The 18,777-nt window shown below is 73.8% G+C and carries 15 protein-coding genes; 3 read left to right on the forward strand and 12 right to left on the reverse strand.

The window, feature by feature from the left end:
• Nucleotides 1-201 precede the first annotated feature (201 nt).
• From ACZ3J7_RS14850 to ACZ3J7_RS14860, 3 genes are all read right to left on the reverse strand, one after another.
• Nucleotides 202-786, reverse strand: a complete 585-nt coding sequence (locus ACZ3J7_RS14850) for an AMIN-like domain-containing (lipo)protein (protein ID WP_465620586.1) — start codon at nt 784-786, stop codon at nt 202-204.
• A gap of 117 nt (nt 787-903) precedes the next feature.
• The gene (locus tag ACZ3J7_RS14855; RefSeq protein WP_465620588.1) at nt 904-2,499 is read right to left on the reverse strand and encodes an MFS transporter; all 1,596 of its coding nucleotides are present in this window, start codon (nt 2,497-2,499) and stop codon (nt 904-906) included.
• A 137-nt stretch (nt 2,500-2,636) separates the two neighbouring features.
• Nucleotides 2,637-3,107 (reverse strand): MarR family winged helix-turn-helix transcriptional regulator, encoded by a 471-nt coding sequence (locus ACZ3J7_RS14860; RefSeq protein WP_465620590.1) that lies wholly within the window; start codon nt 3,105-3,107, stop codon nt 2,637-2,639.
• A 195-nt stretch (nt 3,108-3,302) separates the two neighbouring features.
• On the opposite strand from ACZ3J7_RS14860, the gene ACZ3J7_RS14865 reads away from it, so the two are divergent.
• On the forward strand, nt 3,303-4,277 hold the full coding sequence (locus ACZ3J7_RS14865; protein ID WP_465620592.1) for a site-specific integrase: 975 nt from the start codon (nt 3,303-3,305) through the stop codon (nt 4,275-4,277).
• 85 nt (nt 4,278-4,362) lie between these two features.
• Nucleotides 4,363-4,599 carry a hypothetical protein gene (locus ACZ3J7_RS14870; RefSeq protein ID WP_465620594.1) on the forward strand — a complete coding sequence of 79 codons (237 nt, stop codon included), beginning with the start codon at nt 4,363-4,365 and terminating at the stop codon, nt 4,597-4,599.
• Between the two features lie 327 nt (nt 4,600-4,926).
• Here ACZ3J7_RS14870 and ACZ3J7_RS14875 read toward each other — a convergent pair whose 3' ends face one another.
• Nucleotides 4,927-7,218 (reverse strand): prealbumin-like fold domain-containing protein, encoded by a 2,292-nt coding sequence (locus tag ACZ3J7_RS14875; protein WP_465620596.1) that lies wholly within the window; start codon nt 7,216-7,218, stop codon nt 4,927-4,929.
• Nucleotides 7,219-7,525: 307 nt separating this feature from the next.
• Between ACZ3J7_RS14875 and ACZ3J7_RS14880 the strand changes: the two genes are divergently transcribed.
• Complete coding sequence (locus tag ACZ3J7_RS14880; protein ID WP_465620598.1) at nt 7,526-8,827, forward strand: M20 metallopeptidase family protein; 1,302 nt, start codon at nt 7,526-7,528, stop codon at nt 8,825-8,827.
• A gap of 36 nt (nt 8,828-8,863) precedes the next feature.
• Here ACZ3J7_RS14880 and ACZ3J7_RS14885 read toward each other — a convergent pair whose 3' ends face one another.
• The 8 genes from ACZ3J7_RS14885 to kdpF all read right to left on the reverse strand — a co-directional run bounded on the left by ACZ3J7_RS14885 (nt 8,864) and on the right by kdpF (nt 18,391).
• Nucleotides 8,864-10,084, reverse strand: a complete 1,221-nt coding sequence (locus ACZ3J7_RS14885) for an FUSC family protein (protein WP_465620600.1) — start codon at nt 10,082-10,084, stop codon at nt 8,864-8,866.
• Nucleotides 10,081-10,500 carry a large conductance mechanosensitive channel protein MscL gene (gene mscL, locus ACZ3J7_RS14890; protein ID WP_465620601.1) on the reverse strand — a complete coding sequence of 140 codons (420 nt, stop codon included), beginning with the start codon at nt 10,498-10,500 and terminating at the stop codon, nt 10,081-10,083. Before mscL ends, ACZ3J7_RS14885 begins: the two co-directional genes overlap by 4 nt.
• Nucleotides 10,501-10,655: 155 nt before the next feature.
• Nucleotides 10,656-10,958, reverse strand: a complete 303-nt coding sequence (locus tag ACZ3J7_RS14895; protein ID WP_465620603.1) for an STAS domain-containing protein — start codon at nt 10,956-10,958, stop codon at nt 10,656-10,658.
• 198 nt (nt 10,959-11,156) lie between these two features.
• A complete protein-coding gene (locus tag ACZ3J7_RS14900; RefSeq protein ID WP_465620605.1) occupies nt 11,157-13,736 on the reverse strand; it encodes an ATP-binding protein in 2,580 nt (859 codons plus the stop codon).
• 161 nt (nt 13,737-13,897) lie between these two features.
• Nucleotides 13,898-14,515, reverse strand: coding sequence for a potassium-transporting ATPase subunit KdpC (kdpC, locus tag ACZ3J7_RS14905; RefSeq protein WP_465620607.1), 618 nt, complete (start codon nt 14,513-14,515; stop codon nt 13,898-13,900).
• A gap of 17 nt (nt 14,516-14,532) precedes the next feature.
• The gene (kdpB, locus tag ACZ3J7_RS14910) at nt 14,533-16,638 is read right to left on the reverse strand and encodes a potassium-transporting ATPase subunit KdpB (RefSeq protein WP_465620610.1); all 2,106 of its coding nucleotides are present in this window, start codon (nt 16,636-16,638) and stop codon (nt 14,533-14,535) included.
• Nucleotides 16,638-18,299, reverse strand: a complete 1,662-nt coding sequence (kdpA, locus tag ACZ3J7_RS14915; RefSeq protein ID WP_465620612.1) for a potassium-transporting ATPase subunit KdpA — start codon at nt 18,297-18,299, stop codon at nt 16,638-16,640. The genes kdpB and kdpA overlap by 1 nt, the downstream gene beginning before the upstream one ends.
• 2 nt (nt 18,300-18,301) lie before the next feature.
• Nucleotides 18,302-18,391: a K(+)-transporting ATPase subunit F gene (gene kdpF / locus ACZ3J7_RS14920; protein WP_350542350.1), complete on the reverse strand. Its 90-nt coding sequence runs from the start codon at nt 18,389-18,391 to the stop codon at nt 18,302-18,304.
• Nucleotides 18,392-18,777 lie beyond the last annotated feature (386 nt).

Here is an 18,777-nt window from a genome sequence, read left to right on the forward strand (position 1 = left end):
GTCCTCCTCGGTGTCGTTCCCGTGGTCCAGAACCTACGGAGGGGGCTGGGGCGGCCGCGTCGTCCCGATGCGGACACCCGGCCGTACACCGGCCGGTGCGGTCGGCGGTCCCGGCTGCACCGTTCGGTGTACGGGCCGGGCCGGGTGGCCCGCGCCCGACGGCGGGCCGGAGCTCCGGTCCGCCGTCGGGTGCCCGCGGGGTCAGCCGGTGGTGTTCCAGCTGTGGGCGACGTCGATGACGAGTCGGCCGTCCAGCTGGAAGACCTGGAACGGCAGGCGGGCCCGGACGCCGATGCCGAACTGGCTCTCGCCCTCGAAGCTGCCGGCGAAGCGGCTGTCCGCGAAGGTGCGGTAGCCGGTGAGGTCGACGCCCGGGAGCGGGTCGCCCGACCGGGCCGGGTAGACCCTCTGCCAGGTGGTGGGGTCGTAGGCGGTCGCGCCGACGACGACCTCCAGGACGGCGCCGCCGTTCAGCGTCATCGGGGTGCCGGAGCCCGCCTGGTAGATGGTGGTGCCGATCGTGTAGTGCACCCGGTAGGCGAGCGGGTTCTCCGGCGAGGTGCCCGGGACGTCGATCACCAGGCGGTCGAAGCACTCGTGGGCACCGGTGCGGATGTTCGCCAGCGCCTGCGGCTGGTACGGGACCGTCTGGTCCTGCCGGTCGAGGCTGCCCCACGCGGTCGAGCAGCTGGTGGCGGCCGAGGCCGCCGAGGCCGCCGGGACCGCGGTCGCCGCCGCCCCCGCGGCGAGCACCACGGCGGCCAGCGCGGTGGTCCACCGTCGCATGTCGTTCCCCCTTCCGGGCCGGCCCGAGTGGTCGACCCGTACCTATTCACGCGCCGACCCGTGGAAAGGTCTCGGGCGTGCGGGAACCGGTTCCCGTCGGCCACCGCCCGGCGGCGTTCAGCGGTCGTCCGGTTCGGGGGTGCCGCGGCGCAGTCCGGCGGCGGCGAGGAGGGCGCCGACGACGCAGAGGGCGGCGGTGACCAGGACGGCGGTGTGGACGCCGTTCATGAAGGCGTTGCCGCTGCCTTCGATCACGGCGGCCCTGAGCTGGGCGGGCGTGGTGGCGTCGACGGGGGCGATGCCCATGGCGACGGCGTCCTTCGCGGCGGCGAGGCCTTGGGCGGCGGGTTCCGGCACGCCCGCGCCGGTCAACTCCCGTACCAGGGTGGCGCCGACCCGGCCGCTGACCAGCGAGACCAGCACGGAGGTGCCCAGCGCGCCGCCGATCTGCAGGGCGGTGGCCTGCAGGCCGCTGGCGACGCCGCCGTCGCGGACGGGGGCGTTGGCGACGATGGCGTCGGAGGACGCGGACATCACCATGCCGACGCCGAGGCCGATCAGGACGAACGGCGGCCACATCGCCCCGTACGCGGAGTGGCTGTCCCAGGTGCTCATCCACAGCGCGGCGACGGCCTCCAGCAGCATGCCGGCGGGCATGGTCAGGCGGGCGCCGAAGCGTCCGGTCAGGGCGGCGCCGAGCGGGGCGGCGGCGACGGAGGCCAGGCTCATCGGCAGGGTGCGCACGCCGACCTCGACCGGGCCGAGGCCGCGGACGTTCTGCAGGTAGAGCATCAGGAAGAAGATCACGCCGAGCAGCACGAAGAAGTTGATCGCGGTGACGACGGTGCCGATGGTCAGCGCCGGGCTGCGGAACAGCCGCATCGGCAGCAGCGGGTGGGCGATCCGCGTCTCGTACCGGGCGAAGAGCGCCAGCAGCGCCAGGCCGCCCGCGATGGCCCCGAGGGTGCCGGGCGAACTCCAGCCCCAGCTCTCGCCCTTGATCACGCCGAAGACCAGGGCGACCAGTCCGAGCGCGAGGACGAGCACGCCGACCAGGTCGAAGCGGTGGTGGCCGGTGGAGTCCTTGCTCTGCGGCAGGACGAGCAGGCTGAAGACCAGCGCGCCGATGCCGATGGGCACGTTGACGTAGAAGACGGACTCCCAGCTGACGTGCTCGACCAGCAGGCCGCCGACGATCGGGCCGAGCGCGGTCGAGCAGGACGCGACCATCGCCCACAGGCCGACGGCGGTGCCGAACTGCTTCGGCGGGAAGACCGCGCGCAGCAGGCCCAGCGTGTTGGGGATCAGCAGCGCGCCGAACAGGCCCTGCAGGGCCCGGAAGGCGATGACGCCGCTCACCGAGCCGATCAGGCCGATCAGCACCGAGGAGAGGACGAAGCCGGCGACGCCGACCAGGTAGACGGTGCGGCGGCCGAACCGGTCGCCGAGCTTGCCGCCGAGGATCAGCGCGGCGGCCATCGCCAGCAGGTAGGCGTTGGTGACCCACTGCAGGTCGGAGGTGGAGGCGTGCAGGTCGCGGCCGATCTCCGGGTTGGCGATCGAGACCACCGACCCGTCGAGGTTGACCATGAACAGGCCGATCGCGACGGCGACCAGCGTCAGCCACGGGTTGGCGCGCCGCCCGCCGGATGTACCGGGCGGCAGGGGCCGTGCGGGCAGGGCGGTGCGGTCCACCGGGGTGGAGGAGGGCATGGAGGTGCCTTGTCTGGAGGGGAGTTGACGGAGACGTCGCGCCGGGCCGCGCGCACGGCACGGACGCGTGCCGGAGGGCCGTCGGCAGCCGCCCGGGTGCGCCGGTTCGGCGGGTGGGAGCGGGCGGTGCCGAGGGGTCAGCCGGCGGAGTGGAGGTGCCGGACGAGCGAGTTCAGGGCGCCGAGGGCCGAGCCGAGGGCGTCCTGCTCCCCGTCGGTGAGCGTGGCCAGCAGCCGCGTCAGGTGCGCGGTCTTGATCGCCCGGGCCTCGGCCAGCCGCGAGGCGGCCAGCGGCGTGGGGTGCAGGTGCGCGACGCGCCTGTCACCGGCGTCCCGCCGGCGCTCCAGCAGTCCCTGCTCGGTGAGCTGCGTGACCAGGGCGCTGACGTTGTTCGGCTTCATCAGCAGGACCTCGGCGGCGTCGCGGACCGTGACGCCCGCGCGCTCCTCGACCAGCCGCAGCAGGGCCAGCTGCCCTTCGGGCAGGCCGGGGTGCGGGAAGTCCAGCGCGACCTGCCGCTCCAACACCCGGTTCAGCACGGGCAGGACCGACACCAGCGCCTCGGCGGTGGAGTCGGCCTGCTCGGCGCGGGCACGGGAGGGGGACACCGCGCCAGATTAGATATCCCTGCATACCTATGTCAACAGAGCCAAGCGGGCCCCCTCGCCGGCTGCCGAGGGACGGCCACCACGGGAGGGGCGAGCGGATCGCGGAGGGCACCACGGCGCCGGTCCTTATATATGATCATACTTCAAGCCAGTTATTTGATGTTCCTTCCCGCCCCCGACGCTAGGGTGGTCTCCATGGCGAACGTCCCGACGGCAGCAGCCCCCTCCCTTGAGGCCCTGGACGCCCTGGTCGACCGCGCCTGCCGACCGCCCACCGGCGCCTCCCGCGCCAAGCAGCTGCGCTGGGTCGCCGGCGAGCTGCGCACCGCCCTGGAACGCGACGCGATCCCGCCCGAGGCCGCCGCCTCCCCCGCCGCGCTCCTCGCCCCCGACACCCTCGCCGCCTACCTCACCGCCGCCGAACAGGGCCTACTGCGCCGCAAACCCGCCGCCCGCCCCGACCAGCCCTCTCCCGCCTCCATGCGGGTGCGCGAGGACTGCCTGCGCATCCTCGCCACCCGGGCGGGCCTGCCCCTCACCCTCCCCGAGCGCGACCGGCCCCCCGTCACCCTCCGCGAGACGGTCACCGCCCGCCCCCGCAGCATCCTGCTGGGCCACCTGGAGAGCGCGACCCGCCCCGGCCAGAGCGACGCCCGCACCCGCATCCTCGCCGTGATCGCCACCGTCCTGGACACCGGCTGCCGCGCCGGCGAACTCTGCGCCCTGCGCACCCACGACGTCGACCCGCACCGCGGCACCCTCCGCCTCACCCGCCTCCCCCAGCACCGCGACCCCCGCACCCCGCCCACCACCGAGACCATCACCCTCTCCCCCGCCACGCGCGCCGCCCTGCGCCACTGGCTCACCGCCCGCGACCGCCTCACCCTCCGCGACCCCGCCCGGCCCCCCGGCCCCGACAACCGGACCACCGACGCCCTGTGGGTCAGCGTCGCCCCCAGCGGCCACCCCCGCCCCGGCCTGCCCCTGCACGTCCGCGGCCTCGCCCGCGCCTACGCCCGCGCCGTCCACGACCTCAACACCGACATGGCCGGCCAACCCGGCTGGCACCCCCTCCCCCGCCGCATGGAACCCCTGCGCCGCGCCATCCACCTCCAGCCCGACCCCACCGCCGCCGACCCGGCCGTCCTCCGCCGCGCCGACCCGAAGTAGCCCGCGGCGGCCGACCGTACGGGCAGGTTGCGGACGCCCCGGCCGGGTAGCCGGAGGACGAAGCATCCACCCCCGGGAGGTTCCGATGACCCAGCACCGCGATCCCGCACCCGACGGGCCCGGCCGGCCGGAGACCGGGGGCGACCGCCGCTACGGCGACCGGGCCGCTGGCCCGCGGGCCGGCCGGGAGCACCACCCGGACGTCCACGGCCCGCAGGAGGGCTACGACGCCACGGCCGACGCCGCCGACCGCACCGACACCGCTCCCGCGGACGACCCGGACGACCCCGACGGCCGGAGCGGCCGCCCGGAACGCCGGTAGGCCCGTCGGGGCCGAGCGGCCCCGGGGCTTCGCACCGGCCGGGACGGCTCGGGGCTCGGGCTCAGTACGGGAGCGGGCGGCCGGAGGGAGTGCGCAGATCGAGCGGGGGACGCGGACGGGGCTGGGTGGGACGCTTGGTCACGGTGGTGGCCATCTCCCTCACCTCCTGGATCGGTCACCGGGAGTCTGCCCGGCCCGGCGGGAGCGACACCCCCGGGACGCACCCAGTCCTGCCCCTGCACCGCCGAGCGCACCGAGGGACCCCGACCGTCGCGCGGTCGGGGTCCCTCGGTGCGCCGCTGCGCTCCCGGCCGGGAGCGGGGCCGGTCAGCCCCGGCGGTGGCGGGAGGCCAGGAAGAGCACTCCGCCGGCGACGGCCAGGGCCGTGGCGAGGATGCTGGCCAGCAGGACGGTGGTGCCGTCACTGCCCGTGGCGGCCAGGTGCCCCGGACGGGGGTGCGGGGGCGGGGTGGGCTGCGGAGTCGGGGTGGGGGTCGGGGACGGGGTCGCCGGGAGGCGGTAGGTGTCGTGGACGGTGGCCCGGTAGTCCTGCTGCGGGGTGGTGACGGTGAAGTCCAGCGGGAGGGGGCTGCCGGCCGGGACGTCGGTGGTGTCGTCGTGGGTGACCAGGCCGGTGGTGGTGACCTCGGCGGCGGGGTCGGCGCCGTCGTCGGGTTCGGTGACGGTGCACCGGGCGGGGTCGAGGAAGCGCAGCGGCTCGGGCAGCTGCGCGCTCTTCTCACCGGCGGGCAGGACGACGCGGCCGAAGGCGCCGTCGTCGCAGTTCACCTCGACGACCACCGGGCCGGGGTGCAGGTCGGCCGGGCCGTCGGCGAGCTTGAGGACCTCCAGGGTGCTGGCGGGCACCAGGCGGTAGACGGCGAGGCAGGTGACGTGGGGCTGGGGGGCGGTGAGGTGGGTGGTGAGGGTGCGGGTGGCGGCGGGGGCGGAGGAGCCGTCGTCGCAGGTGAAGCTGACGAACTCCCAGCGGCCCTCGGTGGTGGTGAGGGGGCCGTTGGAGCGGATGGTGTAGTCGGTCAGCGGCACGCCGGTGCGGTCGGTGGCCAGTTCGTCGACGCCGGACGCCTCGGTGGTGGCGTCGGCGTCGATCTGGGTCGGGGTGTTGGCGTCGGGGCTGGGCAGGTAGGTGCCGTGGAAGGTGCCGGTGCCGGTGCCGCCGAGGGTGCGCAGGTAGACGGTGATCCGGCCGTCGGAGACCCAGCGGTTGGTGAAGGTGCAGTCGGCGTTGGTGTCGGCGCGCAGGTCGAGGTCGATGCTCGGGTCGGCGCCCCGGGGCAGGACCGGCTTGGCGGTGCTGTTGCAGTAGGCGCCGGTGTTCTCCCAGTGGCCGCCGGCCACCGTGGGCAGGTGCTCGCTGACGGTGTACTGGCCGGCGGGCACCGTCTCGCGGCGCACCGCGGTGGCGGCGGTGTCGACCGCGGAGGTGGAGACGGTGCCGGTGAGGTCGGGGTCGGTACCGGCGCTCTCGTGGACGGTGAAGTCGAACGGGCCGCCCCAGGCGCCGGTGGTGACCTTGCGCACCGTCAGGCCGGCGGTCCGCGGCGGCTGGTCGGTGTAGGTGCAGGTGACGTTGTCCTGCGAGCCGAGGGTGATGGTGGCGTTGGCGGTGGCGAGGTCGGTGGTCCAGGTGGAGGTCGGCGTGCCGCCGCCGGGGCGCACGGCGGTGCACTCCAGGCCGGTCAGCGTCCAGCCGTCGGGGACCTGTTCGGTGACGGTGTAGGGCTTGCCGTAGGCGGCGCTGTCGGCGCGCAGGAAGGTCTGCGAGGCGGGCTGGGTGGCGGTGGGGCTGAGTTCGAAGGTCCCCGACGGGTTGTAGGTCAGGTCGGAGGCGAAGTCGAAGTCCTGGGCGATGGCGCCGACGCCGGTGATGCGCTTGGTGACGGTGATGCTGCCGCTGCCCGGTTCGGGGCTGACGTAGTACGCGAAGCAGTACTCGTGGACGGACGGGCTGGGGAAGGCCACCGTCTCCACGTTGTCGCCGTTGAGGTTGTCCACGGCGCAGCGCAGCGCGGCGAAGCCGTAGGTGCCCTGGCCGAAGGCGCCCTGCATCAGCGGGTCGCCGACCAGTCCGCCCTGGACCCACAGGGCGTTGCGTCCGGCGTTGGTGGTCTCGCTGTCGCTGAGGGTGTAGGTGACGGCGCCGTCGAGGGTGCCGCCGGAGGGCTTGCCGTCGCTGCCCAGGCGGGGGACGCCGTCGCGGGTGGGTCCGGCGGTGCTGCTGCGGCCGGTGACGGTGGACAGGTCGCCGTTCTTGCCGAAGCCGCTGCCGACGTCGAACTTCCAGCCGTTCAGCGGCCGGCAGTCGTCGTTGGCCTCCTCGATCGCGGGGTCGATCGGCTGGCCGGAGGTGTAGACGGTGTTCTTGCCCAGGTCCTGCAGGCTCTCCTGGATGTCGTTGCGGGCCAGGTTCGCCATCACCTGGCTGTAGGAGTCGCACTGGCGGGCGGCGAAGGTGACCGAGTGCACCGGCGCCGCACTGCGCGAGACCGGCTCCGGCGCTGCCGCCCGGCCCTGTGCGGACGCGTCCGTCCGCGCGCCGACGGTCAACGCCGTCAGCGCCAGGAACGCGCCGACGATGATCGGCCACCGCTCTCGCATGCTGCACCTCTCCTGGATCCACTGGTCCGCCGGTATCGGCACCAGTGCAGCCGGAAAGGATGATCTTCACCCGGAGGCGGTGGTTGACGCACCGTCACACCCCTCGTTCGGGCCAGTGCCCGGCACCACCGCCTGCGCCGGGCCGCGATCCGCGTCACCATGTCCCGCCGAGGTCGCGCACCGGGCCGGTCCGGGGGCGCGGAAGCCCCCGTCGCCTCGCACCGGCCGCTCCCGCCGGGCGGGATCGACGGCGTCTCCCTACAGTCGACCGTAGCGCCGCGACAGGGCGGGAACGGAGTCTCGGACCATGGGTGAGGACGATCTGCGCGCCGAGTTGGACCGGCGGGCCGCCGAGGTGGCCGACCGGGTGGTGGCCTGGCGCCACCACCTCCACCGCCACCCCGAGCTGTCGAACCGGGAGGTCCGCACCGCCGCGTACGTCACCGCCCACCTGCGCTCCCTGGACCTCGACGAGGTGCGGACCGGGATCGCCGGCCACGGCGTGGTCGGCGTCCTGCGCGGCACGAGGCCCGGCGAGCGGGTGATCGCCCTGCGCGCCGACATCGACGCCCTGCCGGTCGAGGACCTGTCGGGGGTCGACTTCGCGTCCACCGCCGTCGACGCGGACTACCCCGGCGGGCCGTTCCCCGTCTCCCACGCCTGCGGGCACGACTGCCACACCGCCATGCTGATGGGGGCCGCCACCGTCCTGGCGGGCGTGCGCGAGCGGCTCGCGGGGACGGTGCTGTTCGTCTTCCAGCCCGCCGAGGAGGGCCCGCCGGTGACGGAGGAGGGCGGTGCCCGCGCGATGGTGGAGGCGGGCGCCCTCGCGGACCCCGCGCCCACGATGGTCTTCGGCATGCACGTGACGCCGTACCCGAAGGGCCACGTGGGCTACCGGGTCGGCAACCAGTACGGCGCGTCCTGCCTCGTCAGGATCGTCATCACCGGACGGCAGGTGCACGGCTCCAGCCCCTGGATGGGCGTCGACCCGATGCCCGCCGCCGGTGCCGTCGCCGTCGGCATCGGGCAGCTCTACCGGCAGGTGCCCGCCACCGATCCCGTCACCGTCTCCCTCGGGCATGTCGAGGACGTCGGCCGGTTCAACATCATCGGCGAGACCGTCACCCTGTGGGGCACCGTCCGCACCACCGTCGAGGCCGCCATGGCCGAGGTCCGGGAGCGGCTGACCACCCTGGCCGAGCACACCGCCGCCGCCTACAACTGCACCGCCACGGTCGAGTACCTCCAGGACGTCCCGGCGGTCCACCACTCCCCCGCCTGGGTGGAGGCCGGGCTCCCCACCCTGCGGCGCGTCGTCGGCGAGGAGCGGGTCTTCACCTCCGCCCCCACCCTGGGCTACGACGACGTCTCCGAGTTCGTCAACCGCTACGGCGGCCTCTACGTCATGCTCGGCGTCCAGGACGCCGGGACCGACGACGCCGGCAACCCGGTCGCCCTGCCCGGCGGCCGCGGCCTGGTCCCCAACCACAACCCGCACTTCTACGCCGACGACGACGCCCTCGTCACCGGGGTCCGCCTGCACGCCCACGTCGCCCACGACCACCTCGCCGGCACTCTCTCCCCCGCCCCCGCCCGGAACACCTGACCGGGACCGGCCGGGTCCGCGCGGCGCGCTCGCGGTTCACCGGGCCGGGTCCGGGCTCCCCTCCCGCGGGGCCGCGCGCCGCGGCGGCCGGGGGTGCAGGGCGGACGGGTGGGGGCCGTGGCGGGGGTCGAGCTCGTGCAGGATCTGCCGGGTCTCGTCCATGATCGAACCGTGCAGGGACCAGACGACGGGGCCGTGGTCGGTGCGGCAGAGCGTCTCGGCGGCCTCGGCGTGGCGGTCGCGGCCGCGCTCCAGGGCGGCCGTCAGGTCGTCGGTGTGTCCGGGTTCGCGGACGTGGTCGCGCTGGATGCGGGCGAGGACGTCGAGCGCGTCGCCGACGGCCTCCAGGACGTCGGCGAGCGGCCGCAGCCGTTCGCGCGCGTCGGCCTCCTGCGGGAACTGGCGCTCGCCGCGGGCCAGGTCGTCGAGGCCGCGGAGCACCGAGCCCAGTTGGTCGCAGACGTGGCCGAGGCAGGTCAGCCCCTCGTCCAGCGGCCCGAGCGCGACCGCCGGATCGGTCCGCCGCCGCAGCCGCCGGGGGTTGAGGCGGATGCCCTCCTCGGCCTGGGCGGCCGTCTCCCGGGCCCGGTCGAGTTCGCGGGCGGCCGCCTCCACCCGGCGCAGCCAGCCGTCGGAGGTCCGCTCGTCCCAGCCCTCGCGCAGTCCGCGGGCGGTGTCGTGCGCGATGTCGCCGAGGCGGTGGGCGACCCGCGCAGCCTGGTGCGCGGCGTGGCCCACGTAGGTGGGGGGCGCGGCGACCAGGTCGACCAGGACACCGGAGGCGACGCCGATCAGGGTGTCCCAGACCCGGACGGGGGCGTACGGGGCGCCGGTGCTGAGCACCAGCAGCACGGTGACCGGCACCTCGGTGGCCTGCTCGCCCAGGCGCAGCAGCTTGCCCAGGCCCAGGCAGACGCCGACGGCGAGGCCGATGCTGGCGAAGTTCGCCCCGGCCAGGCGCAGCAGGCCGAGGGCGGCCAGGGCGCCGAGCATGACGCCGCCGATCTGCCGCAGGCCCTGCGCCAGCGTCCTCAACACCGTGAGCTGGATGGTCAGCAGGGCCGCCAGCGGCGCGAGGACGGGGTGTTCGTCCTCGCCCAGCAGCAGGACCGCGGCCTCCCAGGCGAGGGCGCAGGCCACCGCCACCCGGGCGGTCTGCGCCAGCGACTCGCGGTGCGACCGGACCGTGCGCACGGGGTGGCGCAGCGCGTCCCCGACGGCCCGCCACAGCTCCGCCGTCGGGCCGGGGGCGGTCACGGCAGGTCGGGCATCGGGGTGAGCTGGGCGGTGCAGAAGGCGCACCGGCTCGCCCGGGCGGGGATCGCGGACAGGCACTCGGGGCAGTCCCGCTTGGGCGCCTGGACGTCCTGGTGCGGGGCGAAGCGCTCGTGCAGCTTGTTGAACGGCAGCACGACCACGAAGTAGAGCACCAGCGCGGTGAGCAGGAGGGTGATCGCGGCGTCGATGAATCCGCCGTACGGGAACTCCACCCCGTGGATCCTGACGGTGCGGCGGCTGAAGTCGCCCACCGCGCCGGTGGCCAGGCCGACCATCGGGGTGAGGAAGGCCCGGACCAGGGCGGTGACGACGCCCGAGAACGCCGCCCCGATCACCACGCCCACCGCCAGGTCGACGACGTTGCCCCGTAGAACGAAGCCACGGAAACCCTTCACAGACGCTCGTCCTTCCCGTTCGTCTCCGCCCGTGCGGGCCGGCCGGGGACGCCACGGCGGTCGTGCCCGGCGCGCCCGGCGTCCTTCTGCCCGGACCCCCGGCCCGCATGCCCGGCCCTTCGCGGTGCCGGGCGGTGCTCCCGCCGCGGGGCGGGTCAGCGCGGTGCCGGTGGGCGGGACGGCGGGGGGCCGAGGGGGAACAGCGGGGCGGTGCCGGTGATCTGCAGCAGCCGGGTCACCTGGGGGCCGGGGTGGGCCAGGGCGAGCAGGGTGCCGTGCCGGTTGGCTTCCAGACGGGCGGTCAGCAGGCTGTCGAGACCGGTGGAGTCCATGAAGAGGACGTCCCGCAGGTCGAGCAGGACCACCGCCGGCGCCGGGCGGATCCCCAGGGCCCGGCGCAGGTGGCGCTCAAGCCGGGGGACGGTGTGGATGTCGATCTCGCCGGTGCACCGGAGCACCGGTCCGGCCCAGCTGTCGCCGGTGGTGACGGTGAAGGTCTGCGGTGCGCTGTCGATGGAGGCGCCCCTCTCTGCATGTCGGCGTGCCCCCCGCCCACCACCGTACGGGGACGCGCCGGACGCGTCCGCGACGGATACCGACTCTTCACCGAGCCGACACGCCGGGGACGCCCTCGACGGCCGGGTCCGGGGGCCGCGTCACCCTCCCGGCCCTCCGTTCTCGTCCGTGGCCGGGTCGTCCACGCCCGGGGCGGCGTCGGGCGGTTCGGCCGCGGGCAGGGTGAGCAGCATGGTGGTGCCGCCGCCCGGGGTGTCCTCGACCTCCAGGGAGCCGCCCATCGCCTCGGCGAGGCCGCGGGAGAGGGCGAGGCCGAGGCCGACGCCGGTGGTGTTGTCGGTGTCGCCGAGGCGCTGGAACGGCAGGAAGACCCGGTCGCGGTCGGTCGGCGGAATGCCGGGGCCGCGGTCGATCACGCGGATCTCGACCCGGTCGAGGTGGTGGCTGGCGGCGACCAGGACGGGCGCACCGGGCGCGTTGTACCGCAGTGCGTTGGTGAGGACGTTGGCCAGCACCCGCTCCAGCAGGGGCGGGTCGGCGAGTACGGGCGGCACGGTGTCGAGGTCGAGCGGCTGGACGGGGGCGTGGGCGTCGAGCAGGGAGTCGAGGGCGCGGGGCAGCACCTCGTCCAGGTGGGTGGGCTCCAGGTGCAGCGTGAGGGCGCCGGCCTGCAGGCGGCTCATGTCGAGCAGGTTGTCGACCAGGCGGGTGAGTCTGAGCAGGGACGCGTCGGCGGTGGCGAGGAGTTCGGCCCGGTCGTCGGGCGAGAACTCGACGTCGGGGCTGCGCAGCGAGCCGACCGAGGCGAGGGCGACGGCGAGCGGGGTGCGCAGGTCGTGGCTGACGGCGGCGAGGAGCGCGGTGCGCATCCGGTCGGCGGCCTTGATCGGCTCGACCTCGGCGGCGACGGTGGCCAGGCGGTCGCGTTCCAGCGCGGCGGCGATGTGGGCGGCGAACGCGGTGAGCACGCGCTGGTCCGCGGCCGGCAGCCGGCGCCCCGCGAGGATCAGCGACGCTCCCCCTCCGACGGGGAGTTCGGTGACGGTCCGGTCCGCGGCCGGTTCCCCTCCGGTGTCGCTGCGCGCGATCGTGTCACCGCTGGTGCGGTCGCGCAGCGCGACGGAGTCGAGGGCGAAGGCGGTGCGGGTCTTCTCGATCAGGGCGGGCAGGGCGTCGGCGCCGCGCAGCACGCTGCCGGCCAGGGTGGACAGCGTCTCGGCCTCGGCGGTGGCCCGGGCGGCGCGCCGGGTGAGCCGGGTGGCGCGGTCGACGACGGTGGAGACGGTGAGCGCGACGGCGGCGAAGACGGCCAGGGCGATGACGTTGTTGGGCTCGCCGATGGTGAAGGTGCGGACCGGCGGGATGAAGAAGTAGTTGAGCAGCAGCGAGGCGACCAGCGAGGCCAGCAGGGCGGAGGTCGCACCGCCCAGCAACGCGACACCGACGACGCCGAGTTGGAAGATCAGCGCGTCGGTGGTGAGGTTCACCCGGGCGTGGAACCGCGAGAGGACCACGGTCAGCAGGCCCGGCACCACGGCCCCCGCCAGGTAGCCGGCGGCGGTGCGTCGACGGGAGTGGCGGCGCCCCGGCGCGGGCAGTCGGCCGCGGCCGGTGAAGGCGTGGGTGACCATGTGGACGTCGATGTCCTCCGAGGCGTCCACGGTGGTCTGTCCGGTGCCCGGTCCGGTGAGGAAGCGGTTGAACCGGCCCCGCCTGCTGGTGCCGAGGACCAACTGGGTGGCGTGGTGGGCCCGGGCGAAGGCCATCAGGCTGCTGGGGATGTCGTCGCCGACCACCAGGTGGTAGCTGCCGCCGAGGTTCTCGACCAGCTGTCGCTGCTCGGCGAGCGCGCCGGGCGAGGCCCCGGCCAGCCCGTCACTGCGGGTCACGTGCACGGCGAGCAGTTCGCCGCCGGCGGTGCGGTCGGCGATGCGGGCGGCCCGCCGGACCAGTGTCTCGCCCTCGGGTCCGCCGGTGAGGGCGACGACGACGCGTTCGCGGGTCTCCCAGACGCGGTCGATGCCGTGGCCGGCCCGGTAGTCGCGCAGGCCCTCGTCGACCCGTCCGGCCACCCAGAGCAGGGCGAGCTCCCGAAGGGCCGTCAGGTTGCCGACCCGGAAGTAGTGGGAGAGCGCGGCGTCCACCTTCTCCGCCCGGTAGACGTTGCCGTGCGCCATCCGGCGGCGCAGGGCCTGGGGTGCCATGTCGACCAGTTCGAGCTGGTCGGCACGCCGGACGACCTCGTCGGGGACGGTCTCGCGCTGCGGGATCCCGGTGATCTTCTGGACGACGTCGTTGAGCGATTCGAGGTGCTGGACGTTGACGGTGGTGATCACGTCGATGCCGGCCGCGAGCAGTTCCTCGACGTCCTGCCAGCGCTTGGCGTTGCGGCCGCCCGGGATGTTGGTGTGCGCCAGCTCGTCCACCAGGGCGACCCGCGGAGCACGGGCCAGCACCGCGTCCAGGTCCATCTCCTGGAAATCGGCGCCCCGGTGGGTGCGGGTCAGCCGCGGGACGAGTTCCAGGCCCTGGAGCATGTTCTCGGTGTACCGCCGACCGTGGCACTCGATGAAGCCGACCACCACGTCCGCACCGCGTTCCCGCCTGCGCCTGGCCTCGTCGAGCATCCGGTACGTCTTGCCGACGCCGGGGGCCGAACCGAGGTAGACCCTCAACTGCCCGCGGCGGCGCACGGTGCCGGGGGTGGGGTCACTGGACATGGGCGCTGCTCTTTCTCGCCGAAGGGCGGCCGGTGGCGGGTGCTTCGTGATGGGCGTGCCGACGGTGCGCGTCTTCCGTGCGGCGGGCGGCGGATGCGGCGGGCCGACCCGGGCCGGGGAGCGTGTTCCCGGCCCGGGTCGGTGCGGTCAGCCGTCGGTCGTCACTCCTGCTCGCTGATCGCCTTGTTCAGCAGGACGACGTTGACGCCGTCCTGGCCGAGGAAGCCGAGCGAGCGGGACTCGGTGTACTTCTCGATCAGCTGGTGCAGCCTCTCGGCCGGGATGCCGCGTTCCCCGGCGACCCTGGACACCTGTTCCTCGGCGTAGGCGACGGAGATGTGCGGGTCGAGGCCGGAGCCGGAGGCGGTCAGCGCGTCCGGCGGGACGGTGGCCGGGTCGACGCCGTCGAAGGCGGCCACCGCGGCCCGGCGGTCGTTGACGGCCTTGCGCAGGTCCTCGCTGTTCGGGCCGAGGTTGGAGGCGCCGGACGCCTTCGGGTCGTAGGAGCCTGCGGAGGGGCGCGGCTGGAAGAACTTCGGGTCCGGCCGGGCCGGTTCGTCCGCGTTGTTCGGATCCTCCTTCGGGAGGTCGTAGTTCTGGCCGAGGAGGCTGGACCCGATCTCCCTGCCGTCGGACTTCACGAGCGAGCCGTTGGCCCTGTCGGCGAAGGCGACCTGGCTGATGCCGGTGACCAGCAGGGGGTAGGCGAGGCCGAGGACCACGGTCATCACCAGCAGCATCCGCAGCGCGGTGAGGTGGGTGCGCAGAAAAGTGGGCATGGGGGTTCTGGCCTCTCTCAGCTCAGGCCGGGGACGAACTGGACGAGCAGGTCGATCGCCTTGATGCCGACGAAGGGCACGACCAGGCCGCCGATCCCGTAGATCCCGATGTTGCGGGCCAGCATCGAACCGGCGTCGCCGGGGCGGTACGTGACGCCGCGCAGGGCGAGCGGGATCAGGCCGACGATGACCAGGGCGTTGAAGACGATCGCGGAGGTGATCGCGGAGGTGGGGCTGTGCAGGCCCATGACGTTCAGGTGGCGCAGGCCCGGGTACGCGCCGGCGAACATCGCCGGGATGATCGCGAAGTACTTGGCGACGTCGTTGGCGATCGAGAACGTCGTCAACGCCCCCCGGGTGATCAGCAGTTGCTTGCCGATCTCGACGATCTCGATCAGCTTGGTGGGGTTGGAGTCCAGGTCGACCATGTTCCCGGCCTCCTTGGCCGCCATGGTGCCGGTGTTCATCGCCACGCCCACGTCGGCCTGGGCGAGCGCCGGGGCGTCGTTGGTGCCGTCGCCGGTCATCGCGACCAGCTTGCCGCCCTCCTGCTCCTTCTTGATCAGGGCCATCTTGTCCTCGGGGGTGGCCTCGGCGAGGAAGTCGTCGACGCCCGCCTCCTCGGCGATCGCCCGGGCGGTCAGCGGGTTGTCGCCGGTGATCATGACGGTCCTGATGCCCATCCGCCGCAGCTCCTCGAAGCGTTCGCGGATGCCCTCCTTCACCACGTCCTTGAGATGGATGACACCCAGGACCTTGGCCGGAGCGGAGCCGTTCCTCTCGGCGACGACCAGCGGGGTGCCGCCGGCGGCCGAGATGCCGTCCACCAGTTGCGCCACGTCCGCACCGACGCTGCCGCCGTTGTCCGCCACCCAGCGGGACACCGACCCGGCCGCCCCCTTGCGAACCTGGTGCGGGCCTCCGGCCTCGTCCAGGTCGACGCCCGACATCCGGGTCTGCGCGGTGAACGGCACCCAGGTGGCGTGCGCCAACTCGCCCTGCGCCCGCTCGCGCAGGCCGTACCCGGTCTTCGCCAGGACGACGATCGAGCGCCCCTCGGGTGTCTCGTCCGCGAGCGAGGAGAGCTGCGCGGCGCCGGCCAGCTCGTCCGCGGCAACGCCCTCGGCGGGCCGGAACTCGGCGGCCTGTCGGTTGCCGAGGGTGATGGTGCCGGTCTTGTCCAGCAGCAGCGTGTTGACGTCGCCCGCCGCCTCGACCGCGCGGCCGGACATGGCCAGCACGTTGCGCTGCACCAGGCGGTCCATGCCCGCGATGCCGATCGCCGAGAGCAGCGCGCCGATCGTCGTCGGGATGAGCGCCACGATCAGCGCCACCAGCACGATCGTCGACTGCGGCGCGCCCGCGTAGGTCGCCATCGGCTGCAGGGTCACCACGGCGACCAGGAACACGAGCGTCAGCGAGGCCAGCAGGATGTTCAGCGCGATCTCGTTCGGCGTCTTCTGCCGCGCGGCGCCCTCGACCAGGGCGATCATCCGGTCGATGAACGACTTGCCCGGCTCGGAGGCGATCTTCACCACGATCCGGTCGGAGAGGACCTTGGTGCCGCCGGTCACCGCGGAGCGGTCACCGCCCGACTCCCGGATGACCGGCGCGGACTCACCGGTGATCGCCGACTCGTCGACGGACGCGACGCCCTCCACCACGTCGCCGTCCCCGGGGATGGTCTGCCCGGCCTCCACGACGACGTGGTCGCCGAGCCGCAGCGCGGTGCCGGGCACCTCCTCCTCGGTCCGCGAGGCCGGCCAGTTGACGAGGCGGCGGGCGACGGACTCGGTCTTGGTCCTGCGCAGGGTGTCGGCCTGGGCCTTGCCGCGGCCCTCGGCGACGGCTTCGGCGAGGTTGGCGAAGACCGTGGTGAGCCACAGCCAGACGGTGATCGACCAGGCGAACACCGACGGCGAGGCGAGGGCCGAGACCGTGGTGACGACCGAGCCGACCTCGACCACGAACATCACCGGGTTCTTCACCATGGCGCGGGGGTCGAGCTTCCTCACCGCGTCGGGCAGGGAGGCGGCGATCAGCTTCGGGTCGAGCAGGCCGGACCGCACTGCGTGCGGCTTGCCGCCCTGCTCGGCCGGTGCGGGGGTGAGGGTGCTGGACATCAGTGGAGACCTTCCGCGATCGGCCCGAGGGCGAGGGCCGGGAAGTAGGTGAGGCCGACGACGATCAGGACGACGCTCGACAGCAGGCCGACGAACAGGGGCTTGTGGGTGGGCAGGGTGCCCGCGCTCGCGGGGACCGGCCGCTGCCGGGCGAGCGAACCCGCCAGGGCCAGGACGAACACCATCGGCAGGAACCGTCCGAAGGCCATGCACAGGCCGAGCGCGGTGTCGTACCAGGGCGTGTTGACGGTGATGCCGGCGAACGCGGAGCCGTTGTTGTTGCTCGCGGAGGTGAACGCGTACAGCACCTCGGAGAAGCCGTGCGGACCGGAGTTGAGCATCCCGGCCCGCTCGCCGGGCAGCGCGATCGCGACACCCGTACCGATCAGCACCAGGGCAGGGGTGGTGAGGATGTAGAGGGAGGCGAACTTCATCTCCCGCCCGCCCAGCTTCTTGCCCAGGTACTCGGGGGTGCGCCCCACCATCAGGCCGGCCACGAAGACGGCGACGACCGCGAGGACCAGCATGCCGTACAGGCCGGAGCCGGTGCCGCCGGGCGCGATCTCGCCCAGCATCATGTCGAACACCGTCAGGCCGCCGCCCAGCGGCGTGAACGAGTCGTGGAAGGAGTTCACCGCGCCGGTCGAGGTCAGGGTGGTGGACGCGGCGAACAGGGAGCTGGCGGCGACGCCGAAGCGCTGCTCCTTGCCCTCCATCGCCGCGCCGGCCGCCTGCAGCGCGCTGCCGGCGTGCTGGTGCTCGAAGAAGGTGACCAGCGCGGTCGAGGCCGCCCAGAACAGGCCCATCACGGCGACGATCGCGTAGCCCTGGCGGTGGTCGCCGACCATCTTCCCGAAGGTGCGCGGCAGGGCGAACGGGATCACCAGCAGCAGGAAGACCTCCAGCAGGTTGGTGAAGCCGTTCGGGTTCTCGAACGGGTGGGCGGAGTTGGCGTTGAAGAAGCCGCCGCCGTTGGTGCCCAGCAGCTTGACGACCTCCTGGGAGGCCACCGGGCCGCCGGGTATCGACCGGGTGTCACCGCCGAGGGTGGCGACGTCGTGGAAGCCGTGGAGGTTCTGCACCACGCCGTTGGCGACGAGCACGAGCGCGAAGACGATCGACAGCGGCAGCAGCAGGCGCAGGCAGATCCGGGTCAGGTCGACCCAGAAGTTGCCGACCCGGTCCGTGCGGTTGCGGGTGAAGCCCCGGACCAGCGCCGCGACGACGGCGATGCCGACGGCCGCCGAGACGAAGTTCTGCACCGCCAGCCCGGCCATCTGCACCAGGTGGCCCATCGCCGACTCGCCGGAGTACGACTGCCAGTTGGTGTTGGTGGTGAACGAGACCGCGGTGTTCCAGGCCTGGTGCGCTTCCATCTCGGGCACGCCCAGGCCCAGCAGCAGGTGCGTCTGCAGGCGGATCAGCCCGTACAGGAAGAGGATCGACAGGGCGGAGAAGGCCAGCACCGAGCGCAGGTAGACCGGCCAGCGCTGGTCGGCGTCACCGTCGACGCCGACCAGCTTGTAGAGACCGCGCTCGGCTCTGAGGTGCTTGGCGGAGGTGAGCAGGTGGGCGATGTGGTCGCCCAAGGGGCGGTAGCACAGGGCCAGCGCGCCGACCAGGGCGAGGGCCTGCAGCCACCCGGCGAGAGTGGAGCTCATGGTCAGAACTTCTCCGGGTGGATCAGCGCGAGGACGAGGTAGCCGACGAGTGCGACGGCGACGATGAGACCTGCGATGTGCTCGGCGCTCACAGCTTCTCCACCCCCCGTGCGATGAGGGCGATGACGGCGAACACGGTGACCGTGACACCGACGAAGACGAGATCGAGCATGGTTGTCGCTCCACCAACTGGTCGAAGGGGCTGTCACCGCCGGAGGTCCGCGGACGCTCCGGGCGGGGCCGGTGAAGGACCGGCGAGAGCAGCACACCAGCAGGTCGGCGCCGTTCCCGGTTTCCTGACGCCCTCCATACGGGTCGACCGGCGACCTTGACGCGGCCTTGACGCCCGGGTCGTGCGGCCGCGACCGCCTCGCGCGGATCCTCGACGGCCGGGTAGGCGCGCACCACCTGCCGGGAGGACGGATCCCGTGGTCCCGGCGGCGTCCTGACGGGATTCCGTGCGCGTTCCCGCGGGAGG

Source organism: Kitasatospora sp. NPDC015121, from assembly GCF_055562955.1.

Excerpts from the sequence above, each read along its gene's own strand:
- ACZ3J7_RS14850 (WP_465620586.1), bottom strand. The coding sequence starts at position 786 with ATGCGACGGTGGACCACCGCGCTGGCCGCCGTGGTGCTCGCCGCGGGG.
- ACZ3J7_RS14855 (WP_465620588.1), bottom strand. The coding sequence starts at position 2,499 with ATGCCCTCCTCCACCCCGGTGGACCGCACCGCCCTGCCCGCACGGCCC.
- ACZ3J7_RS14865 (WP_465620592.1), top strand. The coding sequence starts at position 3,303 with ATGGCGAACGTCCCGACGGCAGCAGCCCCCTCCCTTGAGGCCCTGGAC.
- ACZ3J7_RS14870 (WP_465620594.1), top strand. The coding sequence starts at position 4,363 with ATGACCCAGCACCGCGATCCCGCACCCGACGGGCCCGGCCGGCCGGAG.
- ACZ3J7_RS14875 (WP_465620596.1), bottom strand. The coding sequence starts at position 7,218 with ATGCGAGAGCGGTGGCCGATCATCGTCGGCGCGTTCCTGGCGCTGACG.
- ACZ3J7_RS14880 (WP_465620598.1), top strand. The coding sequence starts at position 7,526 with ATGGGTGAGGACGATCTGCGCGCCGAGTTGGACCGGCGGGCCGCCGAG.
- ACZ3J7_RS14900 (WP_465620605.1), bottom strand. The coding sequence starts at position 13,736 with ATGTCCAGTGACCCCACCCCCGGCACCGTGCGCCGCCGCGGGCAGTTG.
- kdpC (WP_465620607.1), bottom strand. The coding sequence starts at position 14,515 with ATGCCCACTTTTCTGCGCACCCACCTCACCGCGCTGCGGATGCTGCTG.
- kdpB (WP_465620610.1), bottom strand. The coding sequence starts at position 16,638 with ATGTCCAGCACCCTCACCCCCGCACCGGCCGAGCAGGGCGGCAAGCCG.
- kdpA (WP_465620612.1), bottom strand. The coding sequence starts at position 18,299 with ATGAGCTCCACTCTCGCCGGGTGGCTGCAGGCCCTCGCCCTGGTCGGC.